This window comes from Paenibacillus senegalensis JC66, from assembly GCF_000285515.1.
GTDB lineage: Bacteria > Bacillota > Bacilli > Paenibacillales > NBRC-103111 > Paenibacillus_L > Paenibacillus_L senegalensis.
The window spans coordinates 433,394-450,285 of record NZ_HE610958.1; the positions used below are offsets into that span (position 1 = coordinate 433,394).

The following is a 16,892-nucleotide window of genomic DNA, read 5'->3' on the forward strand; positions in this document are numbered from 1 at the left end:
GTCTCCGCCGCTTGGAGAAGCAGCAGATGATTGAATCGTATTGGGGTGAGGAAACACAGGGCGGCCGCCGCAAGTACTACCGGATTACCGGCATGGGCAGGGCTTTATATAAACGGAATTACGATTCCTGGCAAGCGGCCAGGCAATTGATTGATCGCTTGATTGAATCTGATGTAAAGGAGTAACTGGTAATGAAAGAACTGCAGGATCATGTTGAGCATTTGTTTGCCAAGCAGCGGCGAACGGCGGAAACCGAGGAATTAAAGCAGGAAATTCTGAGCAATTTGGAGGAGAAGGTCGCGGACTACCAGCTCGAAGGAATGTCGTATGAAGAATCGATTGCCAAGGCGAAACGCTCTATTACGTCACTGGACTTTTTAATGGAAGAGGATAGTGCCATATATATTTATCGTTACCGCCTGGAATGGATGCAGACTTTGCTTATTTATTTACTCATCATCTGGATTTTTACTCTTCCCATGACGCTTATTCAACCGGGCTTTTGGCTGTCTGTACTGGTTCCCGTTGCTATTGGAGCAAGTTTACTAGCCTACGCTTTTCTTAGTTACCGATACAAACAAGAAGGCCGGCTTGACCAGCTTGCTGCGATTGATATCCAGCAACGCCGCCAAGCCAGTCGGATAGCGTGGACGATCTGGGGTCTGTTTGTAATCATAATGCTCCTGTTTGTAACGGCTATGAACTTTGGCAGTCAGATCTGGTTTGGACGCGCCATCCAGGTGAATGGCCCGTATCAATTTGCTTTGCTGCTGATTGACTATGTTAAGCCTCTGACATCGATAGTTATCCCCTTAATGTTCCATCAGTCAGCACGACTTCCACACAAATATGAGGTGAACCGCTATGCAAATGAAGAATAAATGGATCATTGCTCTGCTTGTCACAGGCCTTATCCTGTTCCTGACTATACAAGGGGCAGTAAAGCCCTATTTAAATAAACAGGAGCTCGTTTACGAAGAACAGCAGCAAAGCCCGCTCACTCACGACTTTTCCAAGCTGCTTGCTTTTCAGCACCCCTACATGGGCAATGCCAGCAATCTGTCCAATCTCAATAATCGGCTTCCCCTTTTCCGGGATTTAAGCTTTACCTTTCAGCTGTATCCAGACGACCTGCATGCTCAATTGATCTTTACAGAGCCCGCTGCTTTTCTGGACTCTTCTTCAAGGGGCCAAGCTTTTATGTATAATGTGACAGCGAATTTTGTACTGATCGATAATCTGCAAAGGCTGACCTTGCAGTTTCCCGATCAGGAATATACTTTTGTGAGGGACAAAGTGGCAGAATGGTATGGAGAAGCGGACCTCAGCACGCTCCGGGATGAAGATCTTTGGGATAACAGAGTTCGCAACGGGCTGCATAATGCTGACGTGGTTGAACATTTTATGGAGCAAACGGCTGTCATTCAGACTAAGAGTGCCTTGGCCCCCTCCACTCTATCCGCCTCTCTCTATTAGCACTACCCGTCTTTTTGAACGAGCGCTCTTTAGACGAGCAGACGAGTAGACAAGCAGACGAGACGAGCACCCTTAGGCCTTGCCGTTTACAGCGAGTCTCCAAGCATGAAATATGGCAGCTCAACCCATTATTAAGATTTTTTAATTGTAGTGCATCTGAATTTCAAAAAAAACCAAGCCGCTCACCCAAAGTCAGGCAAGTGAGGCTTGGTTTTCTATTCTTGTTGATCAGCCCAGCACGACCCGGTCATCCGCCAGTTTCGTGCCACGAATTCTTTCGAACTCCTCCAGCAGCCGCTGTACGGTCAAGCCGCTCTTTTCCTCCGGCGGGATATCTAGAATGATTTTCCCCTTGTCCATCATAATCAGGCGATTGCCCAATTCAATGGCCTGTTCCATGTTGTGGGTGACCATTAACGTCGTTAATTTAGACTGTTCTACAATTTCTTTCGTTAAGCGGGTTAACAATGCAGCACGTGAAGGATCCAGCGCCGCTGTATGCTCGTCCAGCAAAAGAATCTGCGGATTCGTAAAAGTCGACATCAGCAAGCTAAGCGCTTGGCGCTCACCGCCGGATAACAAGCCAACCTTGGCCTGCAGCCGATTCTCCAGGCCGATTCCCAGACGGCTCAGCTGCTCCTTGAAGAAGGCCCGCTTTTTGCTGTTTACCCCCATGCCCAGTCCTCTTCGCTTATTTCGGGCATAAGCCATCGCCAAATTCTCCTGAATCGTCATTCGGGGGGCAGTACCCGCCATCGGGTCCTGAAACACCCGGCCGATCCATTGGCTCCGCTTATATTCGGGAATGGAATGGACAGGCTTGTCCTCGATAAAAATCTCCCCTTTATCCGGGAGCAGAGCTCCAGAGATCATATTCATCATCGTCGACTTCCCCGCCCCGTTACTGCCAATAACGGTAACAAAATCACCCGGCTTAAGATGCAGCTGAATATCCGACAAAGCAATCTTCTCATCCGGAGTTCCGGGGTTAAATAATTTGGACACGCTCTGCAGCTTTAGCATATTAACGAGCACCTCCCCCGGTCCCTTGCAGCAGCTGCTCCGCACGTTTTTTGGCAACAGCTTTCTGGTGAAGGGATTTGCGAACCATAGGCACCACGAGGGCAATAATGACGATCACAGCAGTAATTAGCTTCATATCGGTTGCGTTTAACCATTCGACCCGCAGGGCCAAAGCGTAAACCAATCGGTATACGATCGCTCCAAGAATGACGGAGATCGTCGTTACAAACACAGAACGCGAGCCAAAAATCGTCTCCCCGATAATAACCGAGGCGAGGCCGATGACGATCATGCCAATTCCCATGGATATATCAGCAAATGAGTTATACTGTACAATCAAGCTTCCGGAAAGCGCCACCAGTCCGTTGGACAGCGCTACTCCGACAATGACAGTCGTATGAGTATTCACCCCAAAGCTGCGAATCATTTTCGAATTATCCCCGGTCGCCCGCAGCGCAAGACCAAAATCGGTATATAAAAACCAATCCATTAAAAGCTTAATAAGGATAATCGCAATCGGCATCAGGAGGAGCAGAGGAAGACCGGTAAATACTGTTTGCTCCCCGTAAATGGAAATATTGGGCTTGCCCATAATTCGCAGATTAATAGAATAAAGGGCTATCATCATCAAAATGCCGGAAAGCAAACCGTTGATTCTGGCCTTTGTATTGAGCAATCCTGTACAGGCTCCTGCAGCTAATCCGCCTGCGAAAGCTGCCGCCGTAGCCACAATCGGCGAGTAGCCTGAAGCGATCATTAGCGCGGCAATAGCCCCGCCAGTAGTAAAACTCCCGTCTACTGTCAAATCAGGGAAGTCCAGGATGCGAAATGTAATATATACTCCTAATGCCATTAAGGCATAGAGCAGCCCCGATTCAACAGCGCCGAGCATGGCAACTCCCATCAATGCAACCCCCAGTCAAAACGTAATCGGGAGCGGTCTGAATGCTGTAAGCCGCTCCCTCGACCATGTATCATTATGTGATCAAACTACTTCAATCCGGCAGACCCGGTTCGCTCCAATCGACAGATTAGTTATCGTTCAGAAGATTTTCCGCATTCGTGACTTTTGCACGAATCGAGTCGGTGACTTCGATGCCTTGTTTTGCAGCGGCTTCAACATTGAAAATCAAATCCAATTGATCAGGCACGGTAACAGCCAAATCACCAGGGTTTGCTCCGTTCAATATCTCAGCCGCCGTCTCACCAGCCTGATAGCCGTGATCGTAATAGCTGAAGCCAAAAGCAGCTACAGCTCCACCCTCCACAGTATCTCTGTCACTGGAGAACAGAGGGATATTGTTAGCTTCGGAAACTTGCAAGATAGAGTCCAGGGCGCTCACTACCGTGTTATCAAGAGCAACAAAGAAAGCATCTGCGCGGCCGACCAACGATTCTGCGGCTTGTCTTACCTCCGAGGTATTGGTTACCGCAGCCCGGGTCAAAGTTATGCCGTGCTCAGCCAGCACCTCTTCAGCTCGCTTAACGATAATGGTGGCATTTACTTCCCCTTCATTGACAATGGCCCCAACCGTTTGGATATGCGGCAGCTCTTCCGCAATAAATTCCATCAGTTTCACGGTCGATTCCGGATTATAATCAGCCGCCCCTGTAACATTGCCGCCTGGCTTCTCCATATCTTGTACCAATTTTGCATCCAGAGGATCGGTCACTGCAGCGAACATAGCCGGACTGTTTTGAACCTGCTGGACAACTGCCTGGGCGGAAGGCGTGGCAATCGCCAACACCAGATCTTTATTGTCACTGGCAAACTTCTGGGCGATAGTCATCGCATTATTCTGGTCATTCTGAGCATTCTGATAATCAACTTTCAAATTGTCTCCTTCAACAAAACCGTTATCTGCCAGAGCGGCAAGAAAGCCTTCACGAGTAGCATCAAGCGAAGGGTGCTCGACAATTTGGGTAATGCCAATTTCGTATACTTGTCCGGTTTCCCCTTCATTGGGCGCAGAAGAAGGAGTAGGAGATGGTGACGATGCCGAACCTCCTCCGCTGCCGCCGCCGCATGCACTTAAAACTAATAGCGGCACGGCGAGAATAAAAGTAGAAAGCTTATTCCATTTTCTCATTTGTAAAATGACCTCCCCAGTAATGATAAAATTATTATAACAGTATTTTGACATGAACCCCTAAAAATTTCCAAGCTAACAAGACATAGTTCAGAACCCATTCTTATTTTATTTTGTCACCACTTACAATACAAACATCTTATTATGGTTGAACCTCACCGTCAATGACAGAATTTGCAAAGAGCTGTCCGTTTATTTATTCATGTTCTCTCCAATCGGCCCTACTATTTCGCTACATTGCATTCCCGGGAGAAGGGTTGCACGAACGGCGTTTGAATGCATGTCAGAAGAAGAATCAGGCGTGATGTCCCAGTATGAGGGGATCAGCACACCTAACCGCAGTTTACAATAAGAGCCTGTTATCCGTCTGCTTCCTCCCACTCCAAATTTCCTTTTACTCTTACAAGCGTTCCAACTTCTAATTCCAACGATTGCTCAAGCTCCACCCGAACCGAGTCGCCCAAGGGACCAAAATCTCCGATGAATTCATCGTCATCTAGTCGCTCCGTCACTCTGCCAACCGCTTCAATATGCGAGGAGGCTTCCAACTCCTGCTTGAACCCAATTTGAGCATCCGAATGAACAGGTTCACAGCTCAGTACTAGCTGAATACTAAATCGGCCTTCGACACGGCAGCCGGATCTTAGGGCTTGCGGCTCCTCACCCGGCTCCAAATATTCGTCATGCTGAATAAAATGGCACCAGACCGCAGGCAATTCGTCCTCTCTTTTGAATTTGGCCACCCGTTCGTAACCATCACCCTGAATTTGCTCAATCACCATCGACTCTATTCCCATCCCTTGTCCCTCCATGGCTTTTTAACTGGTTATTTCCTTGGAAAATATCATTGCGTATAAACGGTCAAAGCGGTAAAAATCCGCGTGGTTCGTATTATGGAGTGCCTTGTTTCCATAGCTTTTAATAACATGACGGATGTCATCTTAAGGGCAGCACTCATCTATTGCAGCTTGTTAAAAGATCGCGGATCACTCGGCATCATCGATTGCAGCTTGCCGTCCTTCAGGATGACCACTACCCCTTTTTTCGCTTTTTGTGCTCCTTCAATGAAATAGATGTCCTTACCATTCACATGGCGGTGGACGCCCTGCTGAACTACCCTCTCTGCCTGACTCGTAAAGTTCTCGAAGCCTCTGACAGAGAGATCAAAGTCGGAAGGATCGACACCAAGCCGCTGCGCCAGGGAAGGAACTCGCTCCGGGTATTTGTCCCAGTAATCGGCATAATGCTTGATGCCTTGGTTAGTGCCATCCGATAGCGTCCCCCACTTGTCGCTCGAAGGGCTCTCGGCCATGCCCCGGCGCATCTCCTGATCGGCGCTGCGTCCGCTCCCGCCGCTGCCTTCGCCTCCGTCGCCTCCGCGTCCGCTGCCGCCGCCTTCGCCTCCGCGTCCACTGCCGCCGCTGCCTGCTCCGCCACGGCCGGCTCCACCGCCGCCGAGGCTAGCAGACGGTGCTCTGCTGCCGCCAAACAGCCTTCCCAGAGGGATGCGGCTTAACAGCATCTCCGTCCCTAACGCCACCGCAGTAGACGGAGTAAGGAGACGCTTCGGATCACGAATGGAAGCGGCTATCTCGTGCCCGCTGCCGGCCACTCCGGATAAGGTCATGCCTATTCCGACTGCTGGCCAGAAAGAGACAAAGAGCATGGATAGAGCGATCGCACCCAAAATAATAGCGCCTTGCTCATACCATTCCAGGCGGTCCCACCAGCTTTGCAGCCGATCGAATTGACAAGCGAGACAGGACTCTTTCTCAGAGAGAACTGCAGAATCCAGGACGAGGCCAGCGGCTGCAACGACAAACACACCTAGCAAAAGGGCAAGCGCAAGCGCCTTCCCGTATTTCTGAAGAGCCTGCCTGATGTCCGGCAATCGCTCCTGCGCTTCTTCTTTTCCGTACAAGTGGATGAAAGCTTCGTCCCGCCGAACCCGAAAGAAATGCATATAGCTATGGAAACTGGCCCTGTCGACAAAAGCTGATTTTACCATAATCCATACTTCCGTTGTCGGCAAGATCCAGCGCTCCCCTTTCAACATAGGGAGGCGATCCCGCACCTTGTTCAACTGGATATAATCGTGAGTCGTAGCCATTATTAAAAAAGCAAGCAGCACCGGTTCCACCGCGTAACCGCTGCCGAACATATCGTGCAGCTTGCCGACCCAATCAGGAAGCGAGTACTGTCCGTTCCAATCGGCATGGCCAATAATCGACCAAACTAACAGAAAGCCTGGAAGTATAACTATGTAAGCTTTGTAATGCTTGTAAAGACGTATCGCTATACCTATACCGATTGCCGTTAAAGCGGCATGAAGAGCATGCCCCGGCATCATCCGGTCCGGTAACCAGCTTTCCTCGAAATATCCGGGGAACAGATCGAAAAGCTCCCAATGAATCGACTGCCCCCCCAGCAGCGTAGTTCCATAGGGAAACCAGCCGCTGATCCAGCGACGTGCCGTTTCTTCGACAAACTGAAAGCCAGCCCCTGACGCAAAGCCGATCAAACCGTAATCGATCAAGCTTAAAGACCTTGCCCGGCGCGAGAAGAAAAGATATACCAATAGGGGCAGTACCTTGTAAATTTCCTCAACAATCGGAGTGACAACAGCCTGACTCCAGGTGTCGCTCGTCCTTCCTCCAAATATTCCGTGTGTTACATTCAAGGTCAAGGCCGTAATAAAGGATACAAGATAAGCACCGATAAAGAAAAAGACTATGTAATGCTTCCAGGAAAGCGTTTTGCTGCGGCACAACAGCCAGAATTGAATAATCAGATAAAATGACCACAAAAACTGAACCATCATTTCTCTGGAAGCTTCTACAAAAATCAGACTGAGAATCAGCACGATCAGCGACAGCCAGCTTAACACCGCCAGCCCCTTTTGCAGGATCGGATAAGCCTCCAGCCATCCCTTCCCCTTGCGGTATAAAGCCTCCGCTCCGTCTCGCACCACAATCCGCAAACGATTGATTGTCGTTGTCATTACAGCTATAGCCCCTCCCTTTTCCAATATGGCTTTGACGAAGAATAGAGTATGCTGGCTAAGTCAATTTCACTTCTTAAAAGCATTCGTAAAAACCAGCTGTTTTCAGGCACTTCCCGCTTGTTTGTTGCCAGGATCCCGCTTGAGAAGCTTATTTATTTATATATCTTTTGCTTACACTTCAAAGAAGACAATTTTCCACAACCTTTAACCCAACTGCACCCGGGCGAAACAGGGGGAATGCGGTGCTTGGCACTTTGAAAAATTTGCAAACTAAAATTAATTGTCTGAAATCCAGCGAGAGAAAAATGGCGATTCAAAGGCCTTAGAAGTAAAATAAAAAGCCCGGCCGCAATCAGGAGGGAAAGAAGTGGAGCTGACAGACGCTCGCTTGAAGCGCATGAAACTCCAGGCGGCATACAGATTACAGGGGGGAGCCAGACACGGACATCGAGTTGGCGGATCGCCTTGAATTTACTACGAAGCTTACTCCGGAAGCGGCCGCACGAGCGGTAAATGGACAACGCGGATTCCACATGCTTAACTTTCATGGTGTAACCCGCTGCTTCTACCAATTCAATAATTTCGCTTACGACAGAGAAAAGACCGATTTATACTGAACAGCTATTGGATCTCCGCGAGAACGGCGAAGCTTCGGTGTTATTCCGGAATCAAGATTAGAGAAGCCCTTAAGCACTCGTTGTTGAAAAAGAACTTTTCGATAACGAGTGCTCCTGTTCCAATGCCATCGACAGACCGGCAGATTTGACTAGAAGACCGCAAAAAAGATTGTTCTACAAAATATATTTGTAAATAACCTGCGCCACCCCGTTGTCATCCTGATGGCCTGTTACCTCATCAGCGGCTTGCCGGATTTCCTCGGGTGCATTGCTCATGGCTATGCTCAGACCGGCAACACGGAAGCGGAAAGATCATTGTTGCCGTCTCCCACCGCAATGGTATCCTGTGGAGATATACCAAGCAAATCGCACACCTCGATTAGCCCAGCCCCTTTGCTGCGGCCTTTAGGATTTACTTCCACATTATCGGGTGAGGAGCTGCTGACCTCCACTTCTCCCCAGTCTGTTAATTGTTTCCGCACCTGGCTCAGCCAGGATAATTCACTGGTTTTAAATCCAAGCTGCAGCCAAATATGATGCTTCGGCCAGCGGATAAGCTCGTCTATGGACATAAGAGACGCTTCCGTTGAATGTGCCCAGAAAATAAGCGGATCCGGACAGGAATTAATAACATCAAGGATATGCCGCACCTGGATTTCCTTCATCAAGTATCTGCCGTGCAAGATACCTGGCTTGACCCATATTTCACTGCCGTTATTGGCAATAACAGGTCCTGGAAAATCCATCCCCGCAGTCAGCTGCTTAATTTCCCGCAGGCTTCGCCCAGTAGCCAGAACAACCTGCACACCCGCTTGCTGAGCCAGATGAATCGCCCGCCGGTTCTCCTCCGATACCTCAGATTGTGAATTAAGCAGGGTCCCATCCATATCCAGTGCCAACAATTTGCAATTCATAAGCTGTCTTCCGCCTTTCCATTCTCTCTGTTCCCAAAGAACTATTATTCCATCTGGTTCCCTATAGATTACTATCCCATCTGGTTTCTATGATACTACTATCCCATATCTGGATCAGCTGTATGCTTAGTCTACAAAACTAATGTTAAAAATAACAAAAGCACCTTACTCCGAATACCTGCGGACACCTAGCCGCCAGCCGGAGGAAGACGCTTTTATTCTCCATGATCTGAATCTAAAAAGAATTAACGAGGTTAAATGGGAAAGTCAGCAGACTTTCCGCTTAACGTCCGCTCAAATCGTATCAATAATATAACCTCGCGCATTTCATGTTAATAATGGACCGGCTAATAAAGGATCAGCGGCTCATTTCGTTGACAATCTTCCCACTAGTTTGCTGGAAACGTGAAGCAGGGACCGATGCACGACGGCGTCTCCAGAACTGCTCAGTTTGATTAGCATGCTCCATAGCCATAAATACGCAGAAGCTCCCAACCCCGAATAAGATAAACAATACAAGCAATGGCAGTAAACTCATTTTGTCCGTTCCACTCCATCCTAATCTTTATCCGTCTTTAATCCGTCAACAATGATAATCATTATCACTATTGTACATGAATGAAGAAAGAAATCAACTGGTTTTTATTCGAGACCAAAATTTCTGTGAAAATAAAACGCCCGGCATGACGAGAAATCTTGGGTAATAGCACCTCAATCCCATGCATAGTACGACGTTTCGTCTGTAACACTGACTGCAGCTCCTTCGTAGCTTAAAGCCCTGTATTTGTATGCATTTGTACGATTTGTCATACAAATCTCCAGTAATCGCACTTCAATCTCCCGCATTTGTACGATTTGTCATACAAATCTTGGGTAATCGCCCTTCAATCCCCTGTATTTGTACGACGTTTCATACAAATCTCCGTATTCGCCCTTCAACCCCAGGCATTTGTACGACATTTCGTACAAAATGCAGGAAACAAGCCCGCGACCCCCGCCAACCCGCCAATCTTGGCTATTTTCATGCAGGAGGTGTGCCTGAGAATTCAATGGCATGACGGTTTTCATCGCATTATCGAATTTCCTTATCCTATTCTCCACTACTGCCTATGGAGTCTGTCTAGGAATTGTAAATGTCTTTCGTTGTACCACCGCGAGCGTTAGAATCCAAAGCAGCTGCTTCCGGGCGCAGCAGCGTCAAGCTTTATTATTATGCATAAATCATCGATTGCTTTGACAAATAGAAAAGAATGGGATATAATTATTTGATTCGCTTGAAACCCTCATCATTTTCCCTATCTACGCAGGAAAAATCACTTCTATGTACCATTCTATTTCACCCAACAAATAGAACATGAACAAGAAAGTTAAGGTTTACAAGTATCACCGATTCACACTGGCGCGGTCTTCGGAGCCGCAAGGATGGAAGAGAGGCAGGGCTTTCATTGTTTTGGAGATGCTTTAACATTGAGCGAACACACACCGCACAGAAGACCATACCGCGGTCTAGACGTGGAAATAACCATAACCCGACATAACTCGCGGCTTTGAAGTACCGCGAACGAATGTCGGGTTTTAACATTTTAAGGTCGGTTTTAACTTTTTATTGAAAGGTCCTGTTCATTTTCATTTTTATTGAAAGGTCCTGTCCATTTTTATCGAAAGGTCCAGTTCAGCAGCCGCTTTTACACCCATTGATAAATGCTGGCCGAAGATTCCTTATCCAAATAAAGCCTCCAGCTCGGGTGTGTTTTTAGGATGGTAGCGGGCACATTCGGATCAACGGTCTCTCGAAACGTATCCGCTATTGCCTTTGCCTTGGCTTGGCGGGGGACTACGGAAACGATATGACGGCTTTTTAAAATATGTTGAACCGTCATCGTGATAGCCTGCTCGGGAACGTCCCCGGTACGCTCAAACCACCCCTCTCTAACCTGCTGCCGCTTGCAGGTTTCACTTAAATTGACAATGGTATAAGGAGATTCTAATTGAAAATCCGCCGGAGGATCGTTAAACGCAATATGAGCGTTCTCTCCAATTCCGATCAAAGCAAGGTCAACAGGCGCCTGTTCAATCTCTTTATTTAACAGCGCAACGACTTCCTCGGCTTTGCTCTCGCCGTCGATTAGACAGGCCCGGCCTACCGGCGCGAATTTCAAAAAACGCTCCTTCAAATAACGGCGGAAGCTTGCAGGATGCGACTCTGGAAGACCAATATATTCATCCAAATGGAACATTTCCACTTTGTCCCATTGTATTTCCCTTTTTACAAAATGCGACAAAAACTCAAACTGAGATGCCCCGGTTGACAGCACAATCCTGGCTCTTCCCTGTTCGGCGATAATTTCCTTGAGCAAAGCTTCGCAAGCAAGAGCTGCCGTAAGCCCTGCCTGATCCGCCTGCTCCATAATAGTTAATTGCATGTCAGTAAGCCTCCTTGCTTAGATGTTGATTTTCATGAGGATTCTATTCAGCATTCGCTGCGCCAAGATTTCCCCTTGGGTCAGCGGTCAAACAATCGCGATTCCCCGGCGTCAAGACGTTTGTCATTCCCCGATGTCAAGAACCCGTAAAATGCCTGGCCAAACAACACTCATAAGCTCGTTCTCGTCCCCAGGCGGGGCGGTAATCAGATCTTTGAATGAGATCGGTCGCATCTCGGAGCTGATCCGAATGCTGTCATCCAATAATGCGGCAAGCTGGATATAGATCGCTTCACGCCCCTCAGCATGAAACCGGATATCTTCGCTCAGCCATTCTCCGAAGTGCGCTATTGCTCCGACACATCGCAACACATCATAAGTCCTTAGAGCAGCCAGACTGTCTCCAAGCCAAATCAAATCATCGGTCAATTTGTGCAGCACGCCAAAAAAAGAGTACGGCGGTTTGCCGTATATCGGATAAGGCTCATGAGGGCCCATACCCGAAAGATTAACGACCAGGACAGATCTGCCTTTGCCGCAAGTCTGCGCGATCCACGGCCAGTGCTTCTGAAGCTTTCTTGTCCCTCCCTGCCAAATCGCAACGGTTAAAGGCAGCTTGCCGGGATGCTCTTCCTTTTGAGTTCCATTGTTGACACCGTGAAAAACATAAGCACTGTTCATGATCCCCTCCTGGGACCACCACAGCCGGTAATCGACACGCAGCCCCTCCACCTTGCCAAGCTCTACAACGCGCGGGTTCCAGTCACAGGGCCTGCGGCCGGAGTACACCTGACTGGACAGCCATTCCCTTGCTTGATTCCGCGCAAGCTTCTGCGGCCGTGCGGCGCGAATATGCCGCCACTGCTCGCAGCGGTCCGCATTTTCATCGCCAATTGTGCGGGCATCCTTCATATCCCTATGCACCTGCCCTGTTGCTGAACACCACAGCTTCTTCGGCGAGATGGCCTCCAGTCTCACGTCGCTCTGGGCAACCTTCACCTGCAAATGGCGAACAAAGAACGCAGCCGCTTCGTTAGCCATACGGTCCGTATAGTGATGTGTGGAAGTGTCCGTAACGAGCTGCAGCAGATCGGGTTCGCCAAGCAGCTTCCAGTATCGCATGCTGCGTTCGACCGTACGGCGCGTTGCTTCAATCGGAAAAAAATCATACTCGGCCGCCAATATCAATAACGGCTTCGGAGCAAAAGCAAGCAGCAGGTCCTCATGATCATAACCGAGCGCAGTCAAGCCCGGCCAAACCTGCTCTGCATCCTGTACGCCGCCGGCATGCATGTACTGCTGCCGATTCATAATAAACGTTGCCGGAGCTGCCGCCGCAATGCGATCGTCGCCTACCATCATCATCGCGGTTTGAGTGCCTCCGCCCGAATTGCCGGTCACTCCAATCCGGCTCGGATCGACCTCCGGGCGGGCGCACAAATAGTCGAGAGCGCGCGCAGCATCATGGAGAAAATAGCGGGCTACGCTTTCCCCAAGGAAATGGCACTGCACACCGTAATGCTGGTGCTCCTGAGTGCCCCAGGCAACCTCCCCATCCCGCTCCGGATGTCCGCAAAAGCTGAGCCGTTCCCCCTGCCCCGGCGGATCTATAGCAAACACTACGAGGCCTGCCCGGACAAAATGGCGGATGACCCGCTGATAATATGGACTGTGCTTGCCTTCCTTCTCATGGCCGCACAGAAACAAGATTGCAGCTGAGCGCTGCTCGCGGACTTGCGGAAGATACAGGTTACCTGTCACATAGTGGCCGCGCCTTGCTTCGAATACGATATTCTCGATAGTAAGCCCGCTTTCCCTGATCATCCCTATCGTCCGTGCATTCAGCGGGCAATCTTCCCCTGTGCGTCGTATTGCATCTTCACATTTCGTTTCATAGTTGTTGTGCAGAACCTTCTGCCCGTACTCCGCCCGGATGCGGCTATCTGTTCGAACATCATCGTCAGGCCAGCCGCCAAGCGCCTGAAAAAACGCCTTGCGAAATTCCTGCTGCCTGCGAAGCACATCCTCCCGTGTGATCAAACGGTCTCTCGCCCGGTCTCCCGCAGCAAACGCCTCGTCAGCACGCGAGAACACGTACTGTTTTAACTGATCTCTCGTATCGTATAAAGTACAGCAGTACTGCTCAAGTTCGTCTATCTTCATCTTCATCACCCGCGCTCACCTTCTGACAACCGTCCGCTTCCCAGGCGCGGCGACTGATTATCTTCCGATGATCGCTCCCTTTTCAGACGCAGCTCCCGCTCGCCTTGTTCTGCGCCGTATGGGCCAGCCGCACGAATAGCTGCTGCCGACAGATCAGGCAGCTTCTGCACCCCGCCTTCGGCAATGGAGCGGTTCGCCAGCACGCCAATCAGCATAGATTGCGCTCCAATCCGGCTGTCTGCCTGCTGCCCCAACGGGTCGGGCACGCCATCTTGAGCAAACAAAGCTCTGCGCAGCTTGGCATCTCCTCCACCGTGACCGGAAGCGGAAACATCCACTTCCACAAGCTCCTGTCTGCCGTCCGCGTGATAGATGTAAATCCGGTTGGCCTCGCCCTGCTTCATATCCGCATTCGCGTATATATTGGAGACCTCAATCCGTCCCTTGCTTCCGTTAATCGCAGCCCGCCAGCCCTCGTAAGGGCTGTAAGCGACTAGCGAATAGGTCAGCATAGCCTGATTCTGGTAGCGCACCTGTACCGACATCGTATCGTAGATATCTATCCGGCTGTCGAACAGACAGCGGTCACGGATATACCCATCCTCACCTTCAGCCTGACGATAGTACTGATTCATAAACTCATCCTTCTCGATATCCAGATAGAATTCGCAATCGTCCTGACGATGACAGGTCAGACAGCGCCCCCCGTGCTCTTGGCGGTCGTCCCCGTAGACCCGTCTCGCTCCGAAAGCATGCACCTCTTCAGGACAGCTATTCATCCACCAATTCACTATGTCAAAATGATGAGTGGACTTGTGTACGAGCAGCCCGCCGCTGTTGCCCAATTCCGCGTGCCATCTGCGGAAGTAATCCGCCCCGTGGCGGCGGTCAAGGAACCATTCCAGATCAATATGAAAGACCTCTCCGATCGTTCCGGCCATTAACAACTCTTTAACCCGGGCAAAGTACGGAGCAAAGCGGAGATTGAACGTAACGGTTACTTTTTTCCCGCTCTCCTGCTCCGCTTTGAGAATTTCCCAACACTTCTCTTCATCAATGGTCATCGGCTTCTCACTGATGACATCACACCCTGCATTTAGAGCTTCCACAATGTAAGTGTGATGGGTGTAGTCGGCACTGGCCACGATCACCACATCCGGCTGCACCGAGGCAAGCATCCCCTGGAAATCATCATAAACGGGAATCCCCCCGCACTCCTCACTCAAGAAGCGGGCACGCTTTGGATTAGTATCGTAAACCCCGGCAAAGGACACCGTGTCTTTCCAATCAGCGGCCAGCGGCTTGGCAAACATATATAGCGCTCTCGAACCGGCTCCGACCAGCACGTATTTCTTCATGTCTTGGTTCCTCCTTTTACGCTCTTACCCTTTCATTCCCGTTGAAGCGATACCTTGGACGAACTGCTTCTGGGCGAACAAATAGACGATAATGACGGGAAGTGTAGTAATAACAGCCCCGGCCATCAACAGAGCCTGGTTCACATTTTCCGATTTCAAATAAAGCAGCCCGAGCGGCAAGGTATACAGCGTTTTATCCTGCAAATAAATGAGCGGTCCCAAAGTGTTGTTCCAGGCTCCCATAAACGTGAACACACCGAGCGCAGCCAATGCGGGCTTGCATAGCGGCAAGTAGATGCGAAAAAAAATCCCGAGCGGATTGCAGCCATCCATCGTAGCCGATTCATACAGCTCCCTGGGCAGCGATTTAATGAACTGATGCATCAGGAAAATCCCGAACGCCCCGCCCAAAAAGCTGGGAATAATTAAAGGGTAGTAAGAATTAAGCGCCCCGAATTCCTTCCAGATGAAATAAGTCGGAATCATCGTCACCTGGGAAGGAATCATTAGAGAAGCCAGCATCATGACATAAATAGGCCCGCGCAGCTTAAAGTTGTACATCGCCAGTCCAAAAGCGACAAAAGCACAGGACAGCAAGGAGCCGATCATATCAAAAACAACAATGATAAAGCTGTTTAGCGTATACCGGCCAAAATCAACCCGATTCCAGATCGTGGCGTAATTATCCCAATTGAGCGGATTGGGAATTAATTGCGGGGGCATCTGGGCTATTGCCCCTACCGTTTTTAAAGAGGTGGACAGCATCCACACAAAAGGGAAGATCATGCAAACAGCCCCGGCTATCAGCAAAATATACATCAGCACCTTTAACGGCCAAGGGGTAGCTTTAGTCATAATGCACCCACCTCTTTTCAAAGTACTTCTGGAACAGGGTAAACGCTAAAATGATAACAAACAGCAGCCACGCAGCCGCCGAGGCCGGACCCATTTTAAACAATAAAAACGCGTCACGGTAAATCAGCAGGTTAGGTACCATATTCCGTTCCGGAATGCCTGTTGTAATTGAACCGAACAAGCCCAGGAACACATCGAAAGCCTGAAAAGCAGAAATGGTGGATAAAATCATCACCAGGTATACCATCGGCGTTACCATCGGGAAAACGATTTTGGTTAGCTGCTTCCATCCGTTGGCACCGTCTATTTGGGCTGCTTCCAATACTTCCTGCGGCACATTCTGCATTCCCGCCAAGATCAGAATCATCGACTGCCCGGCGCCCTTCCAGACCTGCACCAGAGCTATACTGGAAATAACCATCAGCCAATTGCTGCTGTCGATCCAGCGTATGGCGGCAAGCCCGATGCTTTCCAGCGCCCAGTTAATGACCCCGTATTGATAGTTAAACATCCATACCCAGACAACCCCTCCGGCAATCCACGGCGTAACCACTGGCAAAAAATAAAACAAACGGAACAATCCCTTGGCCCGAATTCCCTGATTCAGCATAAAAGCAACAAGAAAGGCAAACGCGGTTTGAACAGGAACAAATATAAGGGCAAAAACAAATACATTGCGTAACGCTACCCAAAACTCACGCTTGTTCAGCACCCCAATCCAATTGTCCAGTCCTACCCATTGAGGGGGGTTAAACAAGTCCCATTCCGTAAAGGAAATATAGGTAGAGAACACAATCGGGAACAAGAGGAACACGACTATCTGGATGACAAAAGGCAGTGTGAAAATGTAGCCCCAGTATCCTTGTTTTTGCATGGAACAACCACCTTTCAATCAGGAAAAAAGGAGCTCCGCCCGCAAGCTGTAACGCAAGCGAACTGAAGCCGTACAGCGGAACTCCCACCCCTTGT

The 16,892-nt window shown here is 49.5% G+C and carries 15 protein-coding genes; 3 read left to right on the top strand and 12 right to left on the bottom strand.

The window, feature by feature from the left end:
* From PSHG_RS27245 to PSHG_RS27250, 3 genes are all read left to right on the top strand, one after another.
* Nucleotides 1-185 (top strand): PadR family transcriptional regulator (locus PSHG_RS27245; RefSeq protein ID WP_010272569.1); only part of this gene is annotated, 185 nt, incomplete at its 5' end.
* A gap of 6 nt (nucleotides 186-191) precedes the next feature.
* Complete coding sequence (locus tag PSHG_RS10445) at nucleotides 192-881, top strand: permease prefix domain 1-containing protein (protein ID WP_010272571.1); 690 nt, start codon at nucleotides 192-194, stop codon at nucleotides 879-881.
* The gene (locus tag PSHG_RS27250; protein WP_157213444.1) at nucleotides 871-1,476 is read left to right on the top strand and encodes a DUF4825 domain-containing protein; all 606 of its coding nucleotides are present in this window, start codon (nucleotides 871-873) and stop codon (nucleotides 1,474-1,476) included. Before PSHG_RS10445 ends, PSHG_RS27250 begins: the two co-directional genes overlap by 11 nt.
* A gap of 228 nt (nucleotides 1,477-1,704) precedes the next feature.
* On the opposite strand, the gene PSHG_RS10455 is transcribed toward PSHG_RS27250, so the two are convergent.
* From PSHG_RS10455 to PSHG_RS10510, 12 genes are all read right to left on the bottom strand, one after another.
* Nucleotides 1,705-2,499: an ABC transporter ATP-binding protein gene (locus PSHG_RS10455; RefSeq protein WP_010272573.1), complete on the bottom strand. Its 795-nt coding sequence runs from the start codon at nucleotides 2,497-2,499 to the stop codon at nucleotides 1,705-1,707.
* A gap of 1 nt (nucleotide 2,500) precedes the next feature.
* The gene (locus tag PSHG_RS10460; RefSeq protein ID WP_010272574.1) at nucleotides 2,501-3,403 is read right to left on the bottom strand and encodes an ABC transporter permease; all 903 of its coding nucleotides are present in this window, start codon (nucleotides 3,401-3,403) and stop codon (nucleotides 2,501-2,503) included.
* A 127-nt stretch (nucleotides 3,404-3,530) separates the two neighbouring features.
* Nucleotides 3,531-4,589 carry an ABC transporter substrate-binding protein gene (locus PSHG_RS10465; RefSeq protein WP_010272575.1) on the bottom strand — a complete coding sequence of 353 codons (1,059 nt, stop codon included), beginning with the start codon at nucleotides 4,587-4,589 and terminating at the stop codon, nucleotides 3,531-3,533.
* 359 nt (nucleotides 4,590-4,948) lie between these two features.
* Nucleotides 4,949-5,386, bottom strand: coding sequence for a hypothetical protein (locus tag PSHG_RS10470; protein ID WP_010272576.1), 438 nt, complete (start codon nucleotides 5,384-5,386; stop codon nucleotides 4,949-4,951).
* 161 nt (nucleotides 5,387-5,547) lie between these two features.
* Nucleotides 5,548-7,590, bottom strand: a complete 2,043-nt coding sequence (locus PSHG_RS27255; RefSeq protein WP_010272577.1) for a PrsW family intramembrane metalloprotease — start codon at nucleotides 7,588-7,590, stop codon at nucleotides 5,548-5,550.
* Nucleotides 7,591-8,384: 794 nt separating this feature from the next.
* Complete coding sequence (locus PSHG_RS31705; RefSeq protein ID WP_010272580.1) at nucleotides 8,385-8,486, bottom strand: HAD hydrolase family protein; 102 nt, start codon at nucleotides 8,484-8,486, stop codon at nucleotides 8,385-8,387.
* Nucleotides 8,487-8,494: 8 nt separating this feature from the next.
* Nucleotides 8,495-9,124, bottom strand: coding sequence for an HAD family hydrolase (locus tag PSHG_RS27265; RefSeq protein WP_010272582.1), 630 nt, complete (start codon nucleotides 9,122-9,124; stop codon nucleotides 8,495-8,497).
* A 1,685-nt stretch (nucleotides 9,125-10,809) separates the two neighbouring features.
* Entirely contained in the window at nucleotides 10,810-11,547 is a 738-nt protein-coding gene (locus PSHG_RS10490) for a 6-phosphogluconolactonase (protein WP_010272587.1), read from the bottom strand.
* Between the two features lie 123 nt (nucleotides 11,548-11,670).
* Nucleotides 11,671-13,716 (bottom strand): alpha/beta hydrolase family protein, encoded by a 2,046-nt coding sequence (locus PSHG_RS10495; RefSeq protein ID WP_010272589.1) that lies wholly within the window; start codon nucleotides 13,714-13,716, stop codon nucleotides 11,671-11,673.
* Entirely contained in the window at nucleotides 13,716-15,068 is a 1,353-nt protein-coding gene (locus tag PSHG_RS10500) for a Gfo/Idh/MocA family protein (protein ID WP_010272591.1), read from the bottom strand. The genes PSHG_RS10495 and PSHG_RS10500 overlap by 1 nt, the downstream gene beginning before the upstream one ends.
* A 24-nt stretch (nucleotides 15,069-15,092) precedes the next feature.
* A complete protein-coding gene (locus PSHG_RS10505) occupies nucleotides 15,093-15,923 on the bottom strand; it encodes a carbohydrate ABC transporter permease (protein WP_010272593.1) in 831 nt (276 codons plus the stop codon).
* A complete protein-coding gene (locus tag PSHG_RS10510; protein WP_010272595.1) occupies nucleotides 15,916-16,797 on the bottom strand; it encodes a carbohydrate ABC transporter permease in 882 nt (293 codons plus the stop codon). The genes PSHG_RS10505 and PSHG_RS10510 overlap by 8 nt, the downstream gene beginning before the upstream one ends.
* Between the last annotated feature and the right edge of the window lie 95 nt (nucleotides 16,798-16,892).